The organism is Corynebacterium sp. 13CS0277 (assembly GCF_002994655.1).
Lineage (GTDB): Bacteria > Actinomycetota > Actinomycetes > Mycobacteriales > Mycobacteriaceae > Corynebacterium.
This window is the reverse complement of record NZ_PPDL01000021.1, coordinates 15118-30981: the sequence shown is the minus strand read 5'-3', so window position 1 is coordinate 30981 and position 15864 is coordinate 15118. Positions and strand designations below refer to the sequence as shown.

Annotated in this window: 9 protein-coding genes; 8 read left to right on the top strand and 1 reads right to left on the bottom strand. The window is 68.5% G+C overall.

Annotated features, from left to right (window positions below; translation table 11 throughout):
- Window positions 1–122 precede the first annotated feature (122 nt).
- Complete coding sequence (manA, locus tag C1Y63_RS09585) at window positions 123–1322, top strand: mannose-6-phosphate isomerase, class I (protein ID WP_106016234.1); 1200 nt, start codon at window positions 123–125, stop codon at window positions 1320–1322.
- 181 nt (window positions 1323–1503) lie between these two features.
- Here the strand turns inward: manA and C1Y63_RS12560 are convergent, their stop codons facing one another.
- Window positions 1504–4629: a hypothetical protein gene (locus C1Y63_RS12560; protein WP_146128924.1), complete on the bottom strand. Its 3126-nt coding sequence runs from the start codon at window positions 4627–4629 to the stop codon at window positions 1504–1506.
- 693 nt (window positions 4630–5322) lie between these two features.
- On the opposite strand from C1Y63_RS12560, the gene C1Y63_RS09565 reads away from it, so the two are divergent.
- The 7 genes from C1Y63_RS09565 (at window position 5323) to C1Y63_RS09535 (ending at window position 15658) form a co-directional block, all read left to right on the top strand.
- Window positions 5323–5676 carry a DUF4259 domain-containing protein gene (locus C1Y63_RS09565; protein WP_106016230.1) on the top strand — a complete coding sequence of 118 codons (354 nt, stop codon included), beginning with the start codon at window positions 5323–5325 and terminating at the stop codon, window positions 5674–5676.
- 1239 nt (window positions 5677–6915) lie between these two features.
- On the top strand, window positions 6916–8358 hold the full coding sequence (gene ahcY / locus C1Y63_RS09560; protein WP_106016229.1) for an adenosylhomocysteinase: 1443 nt from the start codon (window positions 6916–6918) through the stop codon (window positions 8356–8358).
- 125 nt (window positions 8359–8483) lie between these two features.
- Window positions 8484–9116: a dTMP kinase gene (locus C1Y63_RS09555; protein WP_106016228.1), complete on the top strand. Its 633-nt coding sequence runs from the start codon at window positions 8484–8486 to the stop codon at window positions 9114–9116.
- Window positions 9117–9301: 185 nt separating this feature from the next.
- Window positions 9302–9982 carry an MtrAB system response regulator MtrA gene (mtrA, locus tag C1Y63_RS09550; protein ID WP_106016256.1) on the top strand — a complete coding sequence of 227 codons (681 nt, stop codon included), beginning with the start codon at window positions 9302–9304 and terminating at the stop codon, window positions 9980–9982.
- A 720-nt stretch (window positions 9983–10702) separates the two neighbouring features.
- Window positions 10703–12850, top strand: a complete 2148-nt coding sequence (gene mtrB / locus C1Y63_RS09545; protein WP_106016255.1) for an MtrAB system histidine kinase MtrB — start codon at window positions 10703–10705, stop codon at window positions 12848–12850.
- Complete coding sequence (locus C1Y63_RS09540) at window positions 12850–14628, top strand: LpqB family beta-propeller domain-containing protein (protein WP_106016227.1); 1779 nt, start codon at window positions 12850–12852, stop codon at window positions 14626–14628. The genes mtrB and C1Y63_RS09540 overlap by 1 nt, the downstream gene beginning before the upstream one ends.
- A 163-nt stretch (window positions 14629–14791) precedes the next feature.
- Window positions 14792–15658: a ComF family protein gene (locus C1Y63_RS09535; RefSeq protein ID WP_233195674.1), complete on the top strand. Its 867-nt coding sequence runs from the start codon at window positions 14792–14794 to the stop codon at window positions 15656–15658.
- The last annotated feature ends 206 nt before the right edge of the window (window positions 15659–15864 follow it).

Here is a 15864-nt window from a genome sequence, read left to right as displayed (position 1 = left end):
GTGATGCGTGCTAACCTAGGCGTTTGTTGTCCACTGCATTCGGCACCCGGTGAACCGGGTGTGTGAAGGGCCGTGGACCTGCCACAAATGCACGACATGTGAGAAGAATTCGCGGAGGATCCATGCAGCAGCTCACCGGCTCCATCCGGGCCTACCCGTGGGGATCCCGCACGCTGCTCGCAGGCCTGCGCGGGGAGGACGCCAGCGCCGACCGCGAAGCCGAACTCTGGTACGGGGCCCACCCCGGCAGCCCCAGCACCTTAGGAGGCGTGCCCCTGACCGAGGCACTCACCGCAGACGACATCGGCGCCCGCGTGCGGGACGAGTTCGGCGTCCAGCTGCCGTTTTTGCTGAAAATCCTCTGCGCCGATGAGCCGTTGAGCCTCCAGGCGCACCCGACGAAAACCCAGGCGGAGGCGGGCTTCGCCGCCGAGGAAGCCCAGGGCATTCCGTGCGCGGCCAACAACCGCAACTACAAGGACGACAACCACAAGCCGGAGCTCATCGTCGCCCTCACTGACTTCGCCGCGCTCGCCGGCTTTAGGCCCCTGGCCCGCACCCAGGAACTCTTCCAGGCACTCGACTGCCCGGAGTTGGCCCGGCACCTCACCGTCATTGACGACGTCGCCGAGCACGAGGAAGCCAACCTGCGGGCCCTGTTCACCACCTGGATCACCATCCCCAGCAGCATCCGCGTGCCGCTCGTCGAGGAGGTGCTGCGCTGCGCGGAGGCCTACCTCGCCCGCCCGGCCGCCGAGCAGGAGGAGTGGATCGCGGACGCGCTGCGCAACGTCGTTGACCTTGGGGCACGCTACCCCGGCGATATTGGGGTGCTGGGGGCGCTGCTGCTCAACAAGGTGACCCTCGCGCCCGGGGAGGCCCTCTACCTGGGGGCCGGGCAGCTGCACGCCTACATGCACGGCATGGGGGTGGAGATCATGGCGAACTCCGACAACGTGCTGCGGGGCGGGCTCACCGCCAAATATGTCGACGTCCCCGAACTGGTCAAGGTGCTGGATTTTTCCTCCCTGGCCGACCCCCGCGTGGAGGCCACCACGGACGGCTACCGCACCGACTACCCCTGCCCGGCCCGCGAGTACCACCTCGCGCGCTACCAGCTGCCCGCCGGCGCCACCCTCACCTTTGAGCACGACGGCCCCGCCGTGGTGCTGGGCACCGCCGGCACCACCATCGCCACCCTCGGCGAGCAGACCGAAACCATTGCCCCCACCGCGGCCCTGTGGGTGCCCGCCAGCGATCCGGCCATCACCCTCGGCAGCGGCGACGACGGCGACGTCGAATTCTTCATCGCCACCGCTTAAAGACCACACCCCGCGCCCACGCCGCCCCCAGCAGCAGCTGCACAGGGGGCGGCGTGGGCGGGCGCGTGCGAGAGACGACGAACGCCTCCACATCCCTCACCCACCCCGGATAACCAGGGTCAGTGAAGTGGAGGCGTTCGCGTGTACTCACAGATGTGAGGCGCCCCGCGGGCACCGGGGCCTATTCCGGCGTGACGTCCTCGTCCGCATCAAAATCTACGTCGGCGTCGGCGGCGTCGACCACGCCAGCGTCGGTGGCGTCAGAGGGCTCCTCCGCGGCGGTGGTCTCACCGGCCGTGAAATCGAGACCGAAGTCCGCGTCGTCGCCGGCGGCCACCGGGTGCTCGACGGGACCCCAGGGATCGGCATCCGGGTCCACGCCCGTGATACCTGGCGCCTCCACCGCGTTGCTGGGCGCGGAGTCCTCCGCAGCAGCATCCGCGTCGACGTCCTCGACGTCGTCGACCTCATCGGTGGTGTCCGCACCAGGGGTGTGCTCGTTCGGCCAGATCCACGTCGGCTCCGCGATCGGCAGCGACCACCACTGGTCCTCGCCATCGCCGGCATCCGGGTCGGCGGGGGCCATGCCCGCACTGGCCAGGTCAGGGTAGTACACACCCGGGTAGTCGTCCTCAGGCACGATGAGGCCTGAGTCCAGATCCCACCATTCGAATTCTTCCGCCGGGGTGACAGTCCACGTGCCCTCGTCATCAATGGTGATGACGACACCACCCTCGGGCTCCGAGGGGCCACCAATCCAGATGAACGACGGATCCCGGTCGCCCGCATCCCGCGAGGTGTCCTCAGAGTCGTGCGTCCCCTCCGGGGTGGTCGCTTCAGGATCGACAGGCTCACCGGTGGTGACCTCGTCGGGCAGTTCCTCATTCCCGGAGGACGGGGCGTCCGTATCCGGGAACTCAGGGGTGGTGGTCTCAGGGACTTCGGGAGTGCCAGGGACTTCAGCGTCCCCAGGCTCCGCCGGGGACCCTGGCTCGGGGACAACCGTGCCCGGGGCATCAGTGCCCGGGGTGCCAGGCACACCCGGATCCACCGTCTGCTGCGACAACGCCAGCTTCAGATCGTGCTCCACCCACGCCTCCGGGCGCGGGGCAAACACATCCTCACCACGACGATGCGCCTCAGCCTTGTCCAGCCACGGCCGGTACAAGTCCAACTGGTCCGAGGGCACAGTGATGTGCACATCGTTGGTCCACAAACCATCCCACGTCAGGCCATGACCAAAGCCATTCTTCGGTGGCACCATCGGCACATAGTCGACCTCGTCGACGCGCCACAGGTAATCCTCCAGCAGATCGCCGGCGGGGGAGTACACCTCCACGTGGATGAAGTAATCCTCCAGCACCGTCCAGTACACCCGGCACCCGTGGTACAGGTCCTCCGGGCGCTTCGTCGGTACCGGATCCGGAGTCGGCTCCGGGGTGGGTTCCGGCGTGGGTGCCGGGGTTGGCGGGGCCGAGGTCCCCGGCTCCGGGGAAGGCTCCTCCGTCGCCGGCGGAGTCGGCAACACTGACTCCGGCGGATCCAACGGCAGCGTCGACGGCCAGGGGTACTCCCCGTCCACCTCCGGGGGCTGCGGGTACAGCGTGCCCGACGGGTGCGGCAGCGGCGGCGCCGTCCGGTCCTGATACTCCGACGTCGTCGCCGGAGTCTCGTCCTCCGGCACGTCGGGCTCCACGATGATCGTGACCTCAGGGACCTCGGGGCGCGGCTCCTCACCAGTGCCGGAACTACCCGTGTTAGTACCGGTACCGGGCAGCGGCTCCGGGGTCGGCTTCCAGGTCGACGGCTCCACAGACGTCGGCTGCGGCTCCGGCTCATTCGACGTCGTCGGCTCCACCGGGGTGGGCTCCACCGCGGTGGGCTTCTCCGTCGGATCCACCGGAAGCGGATCCACCGAGGTCGTCTCGGGCGTCGTCGACTCCTCCGGAGTGGGCTCCGGGGTCACCGGCGGCGGCAACAACGGGGTCGTCGGCTCCGGGGTGACCGGATTCGACGTCACCACAGGCACATCAATGACCGGAGTCTCGACCGGCGTCGTCACCTCGGGCAGCGGCTCCACCACCGGCTCAGACGTCGGGGGCGGCAGCAGTGGCGTGCTCGGCTTCGCAGAAGTCGGCTTCGGCTTGGTCGGCTTGACGGACGTGGGCTTCGGCTTGGTCGGCTTCGCAGAGGTGGGCTTGACGGAGGTCGGCTTTGGCTGCGTCGGCTTAGCGGACGTGGGCTTGACCTGGGTGGGCTTCGGCTTCGTCGGCTTCGCAGAAGTCGGCTTGACCGCAGTGGGCTGAGCGCTGGTCGGCTTAACCGAGGTGGGCTTGACCGCGGTGGGCTTCGGCTTGGTCGGTTTGACCTGGGTGGGTTTAGCGGACGTCGGCTTGGGCTGCGTCGGCTTCGCAGAGGTGGGCTTCACCGCAGTCGGCTGAGCACTGGTCGGCTTTACTGCGGTGGGTTTCGGCTGCGTGGGCTTCGCGGACGTCGGCTTCGGCTGCGTCGGCTTCGCAGAGGTCGGCTTGACCTGCGTGGGCTGAGCGCTCGTCGGTTTCACCGGGGTGGGCTGTGCCGTGGTCGGCTTCGGCCGGGTCGGGCTCACCGGGGCAGGAGAATCCTGCGGGGTGCTTGGCGGCACAATGGCAGGAGATGACGGCCGCTGCGAGGGCTTGTCGGCAGGCCGGTCGGCAGGCGCACGGGTCGGCACCGGCCGGGAGGGGCGGGGCACGTCGTCCGCAATGATGAGGTCATCAGTAGTCGGACGGGAGTTTGCCGGGGCGGTCGGCTGCGGCTGCGCGGGGCGCACCGGCGACGCAGTCGGGGTGGTCATGACGACCGACACCTGACTGGGCTGCTGCCCAGTCGGCTGCGCGGCGGGCGATGCGGGGCGTGCGACAGGGCGCTGCGGACGCGGGCCTGCGGGCTGTGCCGCCTGCTGCGCGTTGGCCTGCGGCGCGGCGTTCTGGGCAGCCTGGCCGGCGCCAGCATTGTTGTGCCGCCCGGAGGTGGAGTTGCCGCTGCGGGAGCGCGGCATGTCGAGGTTGGGCTCGGCGTCGCTGGTGGGACGAGCGATGCGCATGACGGCTTCGCGGGCGCGGTTGCGCTGCTCCGCGAGGGCGTCGTTCGGGGTTTTGCCCGGCGCCGGGGTGCGGTTGAGCCCCGGGATGGCGTCCACGAGGAAGCCGTTGCCCTGGTTGTCGCCACCGTTGTCCTGGTTGCTGGAGACAATGCCATAACCCACGCTGGTCACCGCGAGGGAGCCCACGACGGTGAACGTCAGCATGCTGGGGTTGATCTTCACTGCGGAGGCTCCTTTCTTTCATTCAGTGCCGCACGGGCTGGTGATGGTGGGGTGGACAGGTGATCGGCGGGGCGGGGGTTCCCGACCGCACCGGCGACGTCGAAGGGGAACGGGGATCAAGGTGGACACGTGAGTGGAGCGCACCCCCAGGACAGCCGCAAGGACCGCGGGGATCTGCGACATGCCGCGGGCGGGGGAGCGCTGGATGAAGCGATGCTTCAGCGCCCCACACATTCCTTACATGCAGTGTCCCAGACACCTGCGGTGACCTTTCTGATCACACGCGGGATCCCCACGCACACGGGCCGTGAGCTGTGTTGCAGTCGGCGACAGTGCGGCTAAAAAGAGATGAACGTAAGCGTCGTCTCTCGGTGTGCGTGGTGGGCTCCTGGGGAGGTCTGCACAGCTCACGGCCGCCGGGATGGAATCCTCGGCGGCGGGGCGTGGCAAGTGTCTACACTTCAGCAGTAGGGGCCGTGTCACCACGAGGTCCCGCCGACTGCTGTCACGTCAAGGAAAAAGAGCGCATATATACCCCAGGGGGTATATATGGTTGTTATCTTCTTCCGCGTGATGCTGTGCGTCGCTCCGGGGTGGCCAAAGTTTTGGCCAAAGGATTCATCTACCCTAACACGCGACGCCTTTAAGGTAAATCTCAGAAAAATAGTGAAACTCTGAAAGGGTGTGCCACCGATGAGCGCCTGGGATCAAACAATCTTTGCGGTCGACGTCAATGTCGACTTCCTCGACGAGTTGGCAGAGCTCGACGACGACGCCATCGTCGAGGCTATTGAAGACATCTGCATGCTGGTCGCCCGCCAGTCCGGGGCGAGCGAAGACGATCGCAGCAATGCGCTGTGCGCTGCGACGATTGCTGCCATCTGGGCGGGCGCGCCGTACAGTGCCGGCGATGTGGCCGACCGCTACCCGTTCATCCGTCGCCACCACGGCGAGGTTTCCGAGGAGCTCGCCGAGGTCGCGACCGAGGTTCTGCAGGCAGGCGCGGATGCTGACGAGGTCGAAGAACTCCTCGAGGCGCTCTCCTAACGAGCCTGCCGCTACCTGAAGTGCCGCCGCCCATCTGGGCTGCGGTGGGCCTGAACCCGCCCCGCGTCGGGGGCGGGTTTTGTGCTGTCCGGAGCGTGTTGGACGGCGGGTGTCCGAGGTGGCGCCGGGGGTCGCTGCGGGGTGGTGCCAGGGCGTGTCCGTGGGGCCGGTGTGGGCGCGGCTGCGGTCGTGCGGTGGGTGGGGGATATATCACCCGAGCGGCTTGTCTGACATCAGGTCTTTGGGCGCTTGCGAGGGGCTTTCGTAGTACCTATCAGAGTCTTTAAAAAAACCATTGCGCGAGTGAAAAAACCGTGCCGTGAAAAGTCCTGCGGGTGCCGCTAAATCCGCACCGTGGATATTGGCGTTTTCCCATGGGGGAAATTGGCTATTTTCTTAGAGTCTTTTTAGGTCTTTTTTCGATGGGTGTCGATAAGGTGTCGGGGTGAGGCAAAACGTATCGGCGGCTATAGGTTGGGGTGCGGTCGGCGGCAAGCGTGTAGCGCACGTGCTACTGGGTAAACTCCCCAGAAGTATCAACAAATTTTTATACATAAGGGTGCTCCTGTTGGGGTGTGGGGACTGCTGTGTCGGGCGCGCTTGCGACCCAGCTCACAGCACTTTTTGACCATGTCGGACATCCTGGATGGCGCGGGAAGGGAAGCTGTGTGTGGCCTGTGAAGTGGGGTTGTGGTGGGGTGGCTGCACTTTTTCTTCCCTGCCTCTTCCATTGCCTGCAACCGGGTTTAGTTGCTGTAAAAATGCTGCATTAGCCAGGTTTGGGGCCATGAACTTGGCTTTGGGGTCTGCAAGGGGTTCTGGCTGGGGTGTGCGCGGCTTTTGGGCCTGTGTGTCGCTATTGGCGCGGACGGGTTGTTGGCTGCGCAATTGCGACCGGACGCACGCGGATTTCCTTCTGTGACGCCAACCACCGTCGCCGGTGTGGTGGGGGTGATTGCGGGGGAGCCCGCACTGTCGGCCACTGTCGCAAACATCACAGGTGTGTTCCCTGTGGGCGCTGTTGGCTCCCCGTGGGGGCCTGGGGCGTCGTGCTGTCGCTCCGGTGCGGGCAGGCCAGTTCGGGTGGTGCTCTAGAGTGGTTGCCAAGCATGACCGGCCCGCCCGCGGCCACCGGCACCAGGACACACGCCCACCTCCGTGTGGGTGAGCACCCTGCGGTGGCGCGTGCGACGTCTGCCGGAGACGACGTCACTTCACCCCCAGGAGCGTGAATCCCGCATGGACTACCGTGTTGCCGACCTGAGCCTCAACGAGGCTGGCCGCCACCAGATTCGACTCGCCGAGCACGAGATGCCCGGCCTGATGGAACTGCGCCGCGAGTACGCCGAGGAGCAGCCCCTGGCGGGTGCGCGCATCGCGGGCTCCATCCACATGACGGTGCAGACCGCCGTCCTCATCGAAACCCTCGTCGCCCTCGGCGCTGAGGTCCGCTGGGCGTCCTGCAACATCTTCTCCACCCAGGACGAAGCCGCCGCCGCCATCGTCTGCGGCACCGGCACCCCTGAGGATCCCCAGGGCGTGCCCGTGTTCGCCTGGAAGGGGGAGACCCTCGACGAGTACTGGTGGTGCGTGGACCAGATCTTCTCCTGGGGCACCGACGCCGACGGCAACGAAATCCTGCCGAACATGATCCTCGACGACGGTGGCGACGCCACCATGGCCGTCATCCGCGGCCGCGAATACGAAGAAGCGGGCGTCGTGCCGCCGGCCGACGAGAACTCCTCCGACGAGCACATCGCCTTCCTGGGGATGCTCCGCGAGGTGCTGGAGCGTTCCCCCGGCCGCTGGGGCCGCATCGCCGAGTCCGTCCGTGGCGTCACCGAGGAAACCACCACCGGCGTGCACCGCCTCTACCACTTCGCCGAGGAAGGGGTGCTGCCCTTCCCCGCCATGAACGTCAACGACGCCGTCACCAAGAGCAAGTTCGACAACAAGTACGGCACCCGCCACTCGCTCATCGACGGCATCAACCGCGCCACCGACATGCTCATGGGCGGCAAGAACGTCCTCATCTGTGGCTACGGCGACGTCGGCAAGGGCTGCGCGGAGGCCATGGCCGGCCAGGGCGCGCGGGTCTCCGTCACGGAGGCCGACCCCATCAACGCCCTCCAGGCACTCATGGACGGCTTCCCCGTCGTCACCGTCGACGACGCCATCGGCGACGCCGACATCGTCATCACCGCCACCGGCAACCTGGGCATCATCTCCTTCGAGCAGATGCTCAAGATGAAGGACCACGCGCTGCTTGGCAACATCGGCCACTTCGACAACGAGATCGACATGCACTCCCTGCTGCACCGCGATGACGTGCAGCGCGTCACCATCAAGCCGCAGGTCGACGAGTTCATCCTCCCCAACGGCACCGCCATCATCGTGCTGTCGGAAGGCCGCCTGCTCAACCTCGGCAACGCCACCGGCCACCCCAGCTTCGTGATGTCCAACAGCTTCGCCGACCAGACGATCGCCCAGATCGAACTGTTCACCAACGGTGACGCCTACGAAAACAAGGTGTACCGCCTGCCGAAGATCCTCGACGAGAAGGTCGCCCGCATCCACGTCGAAGCCCTCGGCGGCAAGCTCACCACCCTCACCAAGGAGCAGGCCGAGTACATCGGCGTCGACGTCGCCGGCCCCTACAAGCCGGAGCACTACCGCTACTAAGCGCCCGCCCGCCCGACTGTGCGTGCTTCGCCGGCAGTGGAGCCGGTGCCCAGGCACTGTCGGGCGTGCCTGCGTGTTCTCTTCCTGTGTCCTTTTCGCTTCTTTCATGACGAGGTGTCACTGACATGATCATCGCCATCGAAGGCATCGACGGTGCCGGCAAAAACACCCTCGTCCGCGCCCTCGCCGAGGCTCTTCCCGGCAACGTCACCTCGCTGGCGTTCCCCCGCTACGGCACCCAGTTCGCGGACCTCGCCGCCGACGCCCTTCACGGCAAGGTCGGCGACCTCGTCGACTCCATCTACGGCATGGCGCTGATGTTCGCCCTCGACCGGCAGGCCGCCCTGCCCCAGCTGCAGGCCCACACCGAGGGCATCCTGCTGCTCGACCGCTACGTCGCCAGCAACGCCGCCTACACCTCGGCGCGCCTGAACGACGACGCGGGCGCCGACTGGGTCGCGGACCTCGAATTTGACCGCTTCGCTCTTCCCACCCCGGACCTGACGATCCTGCTCGCCACCCCGGCAGAGGTGGCCCGCAGCCGGGCGCGCAGCCGGGAGGAATCCGACAGCACCCGCACCCGCGACGCCTACGAGCGCGACGCCTCACTCCAGGAGCGCACCCTCGCCCACTATCAGCGCCTGGCGGACAGCCAGTGGCACGGGCCGTGGCTCGTCGCGCCGACGGATGTGGATGTCCACCAGCTGGCGAGTGAGGTCGCCGCCCGTATCGCCACCCAGCAGCAACAGCAGGGATAGGGCAGCCCCCTGCTGCGACGGCCGCCACGCGCTCCCCGCGCCGCCGGCCGTGCGTGGCGGCCGCACCCGGTGGGGTGCGTGCGTAAGAAAGGGGTGCACACGCTGCTGGGCAGGGGCGGCCCCGCACAGGCACGTGCGCCACGAATCCGACCATGACGGTGCAATATGTGCCAGACTTGTACACCATGAGCGCCACCATCCTCGTCGTCGATGACGACCCCGCAATCTCCGAAATGCTGAGCCTCGTGCTGCAGGCCGAAGGCTTCGACACCGTCGTCGTCGCCGACGGGGCCGAAGCCGTCGACGTGGCCGCGCGCGTCAACCCCGACCTCATCCTGCTCGACCTCATGCTGCCCGGCATGAACGGCATCGACGTCTGCCGCGCCATCCGCACCCGCAGCTCCGTGCCGATCGTCATGCTCACCGCCAAAACCGACACCGTCGACGTCGTCCTCGGTCTCGAATCCGGCGCGGACGACTACGTCAACAAGCCCTTCAAACCGAAGGAACTCGTCGCCCGCATCCGGGCGCGGCTGCGCCGCACCGACGATCCTTTGCCCGATCGCTTGAGCATCGGCGACCTGGAGATCAACGTCTCCGGGCACAGCGTGCGCCGCGGCGGGCAGGACATTCAGCTCACCCCGCTGGAGTTCGAACTCCTCCTGGAGCTCGCCCGCAAGCCGCAGCAGGTGCTCACCCGCGAAGAACTGTTGGAGAAAGTGTGGGGCTACCGCCACTCCTCCGACACCCGCCTGGTCAACGTGCACATTCAGCGCCTGCGCGCCAAGATCGAAAAAGATCCGGAAAACCCGCAGATTGTGCTCACGGTGCGCGGCGTGGGCTACAAGACCGGCTCGGCGTCCTAACAACCCCTCCACGGCCAACCCTGCGGCGCGCGCCCAGTGCCCCGCCGCCGCGGACTTCGCATGCGGCGCGCCACGGGCAGCACGCACACCCCACGGGCAGGAGGTGTCGCACGCGGGGTGTGGTGACACGTCACCCCGGCGCGGGCCCGCACGCCGCAGGTGCGTGACGGATGGAATGAAAGTGGTGACAACACGGTGGCAACACACGACGGCACGCCCACCCCGGACCAGGACCAGCCCCACGAGGGGGACACCACCCGCGGCGGCGGGGCTGCCCCCGGCGGCACGCCCACACCCACCCCGATAGGGGAGGAGAGCTCCCCGGAGCCCACCCCGCTTGAGGCGGAGCCCGGGTTCCTGGCGGCGAAACCCTCGGTGCATATTCGGCGCGGGCGGGCAGGCGCGGTGGCGCGCCGGGCCCGGGCGCGGTGGCTCAGCCCCGCGCAGACCCCTGATACAGCCGCGCAGTCGGCGGCCGCCCTCGCGGCCGCCCCCGCGGCGGATGCGTCGGGCACGGAGATGGCCAGCGCGGACGCGTTGCCCGCCGGTGCGGATGCGCCGACGGTGGTGCTGCCCACCCGCAGTGTGACCGACGGGCCCGGGGTGATCCTCGGCAGCCCGGTCGGGGATACCGACACCGTCGACATCGTCGTCGACGGGGTGCCGCCCACCCGGCCGGCCGTCTTCGCCCCCGGTGGGGTGCTGGCGCCGGTGGGCCGGATGTGGGACTGGCTGGTGCGCGCCACCAGCGGGCTGTGGCAGCGCGCCGCGGAAGCGTGGCGCACCTCCCTCCAGGTCAAGGTCATTGGCTCCATCGCGGCGGCATCCGTCACGGTCATCATGGTGCTGGGGTTCGTGATGATCAGTGTCGTCGCCCAGCGTCTCGTCGACTCGAAGTTGGCGTTCGCCTCCCAGGAAATCGACCGCGCCCGCGTCATCGTCGAAGCCCAGGTCGCCGCCACCGATACCTCGAACTCGGTGCAGGTGCGCCTCAACTCGGCGCGCGCAGCACTGACGAGCCGCTCGCAGGCCACCAGCGACACGGCGGCCGTGTTTGAGCCGGTCCTCGTGGTGCGCACCGCTGACGGGGCGGCGACGACCTCCCCGGAGGGCTACGTCATCCCCGAGCAACTGCTGCAGTTCGTCGACCGGCGCTACATCTCCTACCAGTACACCACCGTCACCCGGGCGGATAACACCCACTACAAGGCGCTCATCATTGGCACCCCGACCGATTCCGACATCTCCAACCTGGAGCTGTTTTTGGTCTTCCCCCTCGACAATGAGGAAGCCACGATGGCGCTCACCAGGGGGCTGCTCACCGCGGGCGGATTGGTGCTCGTGCTGCTGCTCGTCGTCATCGCCTGGCTGTCCACCAAGCAGGTGACCGGCCCGCTGCGGTCGGCGGCCCGCATCGCGGAACGTTTCGCCGGCGGGCATCTGCGGGAACGCATGCTCGTCGACGGGGAAGATGAGATGGCGCGCCTGGCGGAATCCTTCAACGCCATGGCCGAGTCGCTGTCGAAGCAGATCCGCCAACTGGAGGAGTACGGCGACCTGCAGCGCCAGTTCACCTCCGATGTGTCCCACGAGCTGCGCACCCCGCTGACGACGGTGCGGATGGCGGCCGACATGATCTCCGACCAAAAAGACGACCTCGACCCGGTGACCCGGCGCGCCGCCGAGCTCATGGTGCGCGAGCTCGACCGCTTCGAGTCGCTGCTGGCGGACCTGTTGGAGATCTCCCGCCACGACGCCGGTATGGCGGATTTGGCGGAGGAGCGCGTGGATGTGCGTGCCGTGGTGTCCTCGGCGTGGCAGCAAACCCAGCATTTGGCGGCGGAGTTGGGGGTGCCGGTGTTGTTCGATCTGCCGGATGAGCCGGTGTACGCCACCATTGATTCCCGCCGTATTGAGCGTATTTTGCGCAACCTGTTGGCGAACGCGATTGACCACTCCGAGTCCCGTCCCGTGGAGGTGTTGTTCGCCGCGAACGAGGAGGCGATCGCGATCACGGTCACGGATCATGGTGTGGGGTTGAAGCCGGGCCAGGAGGATTTGGTGTTTAACCGTTTCTGGCGGGCGGATCCCTCGCGGGTGCGGCACTCGGGCGGCACGGGCCTGGGGTTGGCGATTTCCCACGAGGATGCGGTGTTGCACGGCGGCGTTCTTGACGCGGCGGGGACGCCGGGGGTGGGTAGTGTGTTCCGGTTGACGATTCCCCGTACCCCGGGGGAGTACTTTATGACCTCGCCGCTGGAGTTGTTGCCCCCGGAGCCGGTGGAGGACGACTGGGCGGATCATGTGGTGGCGTCGGCGGCGGCGTTGGCGGGGGCCTATATTCCGCCGACGGTGCCGGGTGCCGAGATCGGTGCCGCCGATGATGCTGGTGCTGTGGCTACCGGTGGTGCTGAGGGGGTGGAGTCGCTCAGCCCTGCGGAGCAGCAGGCGGCGCTCGTCGCCGAGTATTTTGCGGAGCACCCGACCGCCGGTGGGGCGAGCCGCTCGTTGAGTGATTTCGTGGCGCGGACGGGGCCGACCCCGACGGGGAGTTTCCGGGCGCAACGCCCGCAGGCTGATGTGCCGGCCGATGCGGCCGACGCGGCTGAGGTGCCCGCCGCGGCGGCGACCCCTGCGGCGCCTGCGGCTGCTGGTGGGTCGGATCCTTTGGCAGGGGTGGATGACTTCCACGAGTTCGCGGAGGAGGAAATCACCGACGCTTTGTTGGATGCTCTCGGCGACGACTGGGAGGATACTCCCGCCGAGGTGAGCACTGGCGCGGCAGGCGAGGACCCTCAGCCGCAGGCTGGGAAGGACACGAACGAGGATGCCGCCGGCATCGACGATGCGACGCAGGAGGAGCACTAATGCACACACGCTGGCGAACCCGACCCGGCAAGGTCGCAACGTGGGTGATGGTGGCGGGCATGCTCGCCGGGGGTGGTGTGCTCACCGCGTGCACCTCCCTGCCGGGTGACGGTAGTCCCCAGGTGCTGCGCTCCTGGGAGCCGGCCGTGCCGACGGAGGAAGACAATGCCGGCCCGATCGATGGCCAGGAACCCGACCTGCTGCTGCGGTCCTTCTTCGCGGCACTGGGCCGGCCGACGGGTTCCCACCAGGCGGCCCGCGCCTACCTCACCCAGGCGATGGCGGAGGCGTGGAATGACGGCGATGGGGCGACGATCGTCGACCGCATCGACATCACCACCACTGCGATGCGCGGCAACAACCGGGTGACGTTCACCGCCCGCGGCAGCGTGGTGGGCAGCCTGGGCACCGGTGGCGCGTACCGGCCCGCCGAAGGGGAGCTGGAGGCCACCATCGATATGGTGAAAGTTGACGGCCAGTGGCGTATCGACGCCCTCCCGCAGGGGGTGCTGTTGGAGCGCACGGAACTGCAGAACAATTTCAGCCCCCAGAACCTGTTCTTCTTCGACTCCACCGGCAGGTTCCTCGTCCGGGACCGCCGGTGGGTGTACACCCGCCAGCCGCAGCTCGACACCGCACTGATCTCCCTGCTCATGGAGGGCCCGACGGGGCTATTGGGACCCGGGGTGGAGACGGTCGTGCCGCCCGGGGGCACGTTCACCGGCATCAGTGACGGCGCCTACATGTTCACCGGGTTCAACGATCTCAAGCCGGACGATCGGCACAAGTTCGCCGCCCAGGTCATCTGGACGCTCGCGAAGGGTGGGATCACCGGCCCCTACCGCATTGAGCTCGACGGGGCGCCCATCGACCCCGACCACGTCGACATGGACGTCGACGACGTTGCCGAATACAACCCGTCGGCCCCGCAGGCGGCCGTCGCGCCCCTCTACACCCTCCTCGATGGCAACCTGTTCAAACTGGAGGGGGACCGCATCCTGCCGCTGAACACGGTGGACTCCACCTTCACGACCGGCATGCTCACCTCCGCCGCGGTGAGCGTGTCCGGGGAGCAGCCCCTGGCGGCCGCCGTGGCACTCGAGCCCGGATCCGGTGAGGAGGGCGACCGCTTCGAGCTGCTCGTCGGCCCCACCGACGGCGCCCCCAGCGTCGTCATGGACGGCGCCACCCTCACCCGGCCGTCCTTCGAATACGGCGGCACCGCCCTGTGGACCGTCGCCGACGGCAGGGACGTCGTGCGTATCGCCCGCTCCACCGCCACCGGCGACATGACCCAACAGGCTGTTGAGATGCCCGACCTCGACGACGACCCGATGGCGGACACACCGATCAGCGACCTCATGCTCAGCCCCACCGGGGTGCGCGCCGCCATGATCCGCGACGGGGTGGTCTACCTCGGCACCGTCGCCCGCCCCGGACCGGGGGAACGCCGCATCGTCAACGTGATCCCCGCAGCCCCCGCCATCGGTAACACCGCCATCTCCCTCGACTGGATGCGCGACGGCTCCCTCATCGTCGGCACCAGCGACCCGGACTCCCCCGTGTGGCGGGTGGAACCCGACGGCTCCGGGGCCACCCCCCTGCCCAGCGGCAACATCACCGCCCCCGTCGTGGAAGTCGCCACCAGCGCGACGATGCTGTACCTCACCGACGCTCGCGCCACCCTGCAGCTGCCCGTCAACGCCGGCGCCACCGCCTTCTGGCGGGAAGTCCCGGCCCTCGTGGGCAGCGGCGGCTACCTCATCGTCGGCTCCTAACCGCCCTGCGGCGCGCTCGCGCCCACGCGGGAGCCGGGCCGTGCAGGGGCTCGCGCCGCACGCGGCGGGGTATCCACACCCGGACGCGCACCAGGGGAGTTCTCCACAGGCCCACCCCGCAGGGGCGTGCGCGGCCGGTACTCCCCGGGCTTGACTGGGGCGCATGAGGACACAGCCCCCACCACCCCCACGCCCGGTGCACGCGGGCGGGCACACACCCCGCCGCGGCCGGGGCCTCGTGCAGGCGCTCCGCGCACGCACGCGCCTGCACGCCTGGCAGGCGGTCGGCTGGATCCGCGGCGGCGGTGACAGACTCCACCACGTCACCCGCAGCAGCATGGAGACCCACCCGCGCACCCAGCCGCAGGCCCACACCCCGGCGCCCGCCCGGCCGCTCGAGGAACCCACGCACTTCCTCGACATCCTCCTGCCCCGTGACTGCGCCGGCTGCGGTGTCCCCGGACTGCGGCTCTGTGCAGTCTGCCGCCGCCGACTCAGCCTCCCACCCGGGCGCGTCTACCCCCGCCTCGACACACTCGTCCCCGTGTGGTCCTTCGGCGCCTACGCCGGCCCCCACCGGGGAGTCATCCTCGCCGCCAAAGACCACGGGCGCCACGACCTCCACCCGCAGGTGGGCAGCATCCTGCGCGCCGGGCTGGAGTACCTGGCCGCGCGGGGTGAACTGCCTGAGACCACCGACTACGTGGTGGTGCCGGCACCCACCCGGCCGGCCGCGGCGCGCGCCCGCGGCGAAGACCACGTCACCGCCTGGGCGCGGGCGGCAGGGCTGCGGGTCCACCCCTGCCTGTGGCTGGATGACGCGGCCGCCGACTCCGTCGGCCTGAGCATGGCGGCCCGCGTCGACAACCTGAGCAGCCACCTGCGGATCGGCGACAACTTGCCCCACGACACGCCCGTGCTGCTCTTCGACGACGTCGCCACCACCGGGGCCACCCTGCGGCTGAGCTGCGGGCGGCTGCTCGCCGCCGGGGTGCAGGTGGTCGGTGCGGTCGTGCTGGCCTCCACGTGAGTGGGCAGTGGGGGAGCGGGGCGCACGCGGCATGCGCCGAGTGCGCCGAGTGCGCCGAGTGCGCTCAGTGGTCCTGCGGGTGGTGCGTGGGGTGGGTTGAGCGGTCGTGCGGCGGCTGTGTGGGCGGGGTGTGAGCGGTGGATGAGTGGTGGTCTGAGCGCTTCGGCGACACGGGGGCATCGGGTGGTCCGAATGCGACCTGGGGG

Bases quoted from the DNA above. Each gene is read 5' to 3' on its own strand.
- ahcY (WP_106016229.1), top strand. From the start codon at position 6,916: ATGGACTACCGTGTTGCCGACCTGAGCCTCAACGAGGCTGGCCGCCAC.
- C1Y63_RS09540 (WP_106016227.1), top strand. From the start codon at position 12,850: ATGCACACACGCTGGCGAACCCGACCCGGCAAGGTCGCAACGTGGGTG.
- C1Y63_RS09555 (WP_106016228.1), top strand. From the start codon at position 8,484: ATGATCATCGCCATCGAAGGCATCGACGGTGCCGGCAAAAACACCCTC.
- manA (WP_106016234.1), top strand. From the start codon at position 123: ATGCAGCAGCTCACCGGCTCCATCCGGGCCTACCCGTGGGGATCCCGC.
- mtrB (WP_106016255.1), top strand. From the start codon at position 10,703: ATGTGGGACTGGCTGGTGCGCGCCACCAGCGGGCTGTGGCAGCGCGCC.
- mtrA (WP_106016256.1), top strand. From the start codon at position 9,302: ATGAGCGCCACCATCCTCGTCGTCGATGACGACCCCGCAATCTCCGAA.
- C1Y63_RS09565 (WP_106016230.1), top strand. From the start codon at position 5,323: ATGAGCGCCTGGGATCAAACAATCTTTGCGGTCGACGTCAATGTCGAC.
- C1Y63_RS09535 (WP_233195674.1), top strand. From the start codon at position 14,792: ATGAGGACACAGCCCCCACCACCCCCACGCCCGGTGCACGCGGGCGGG.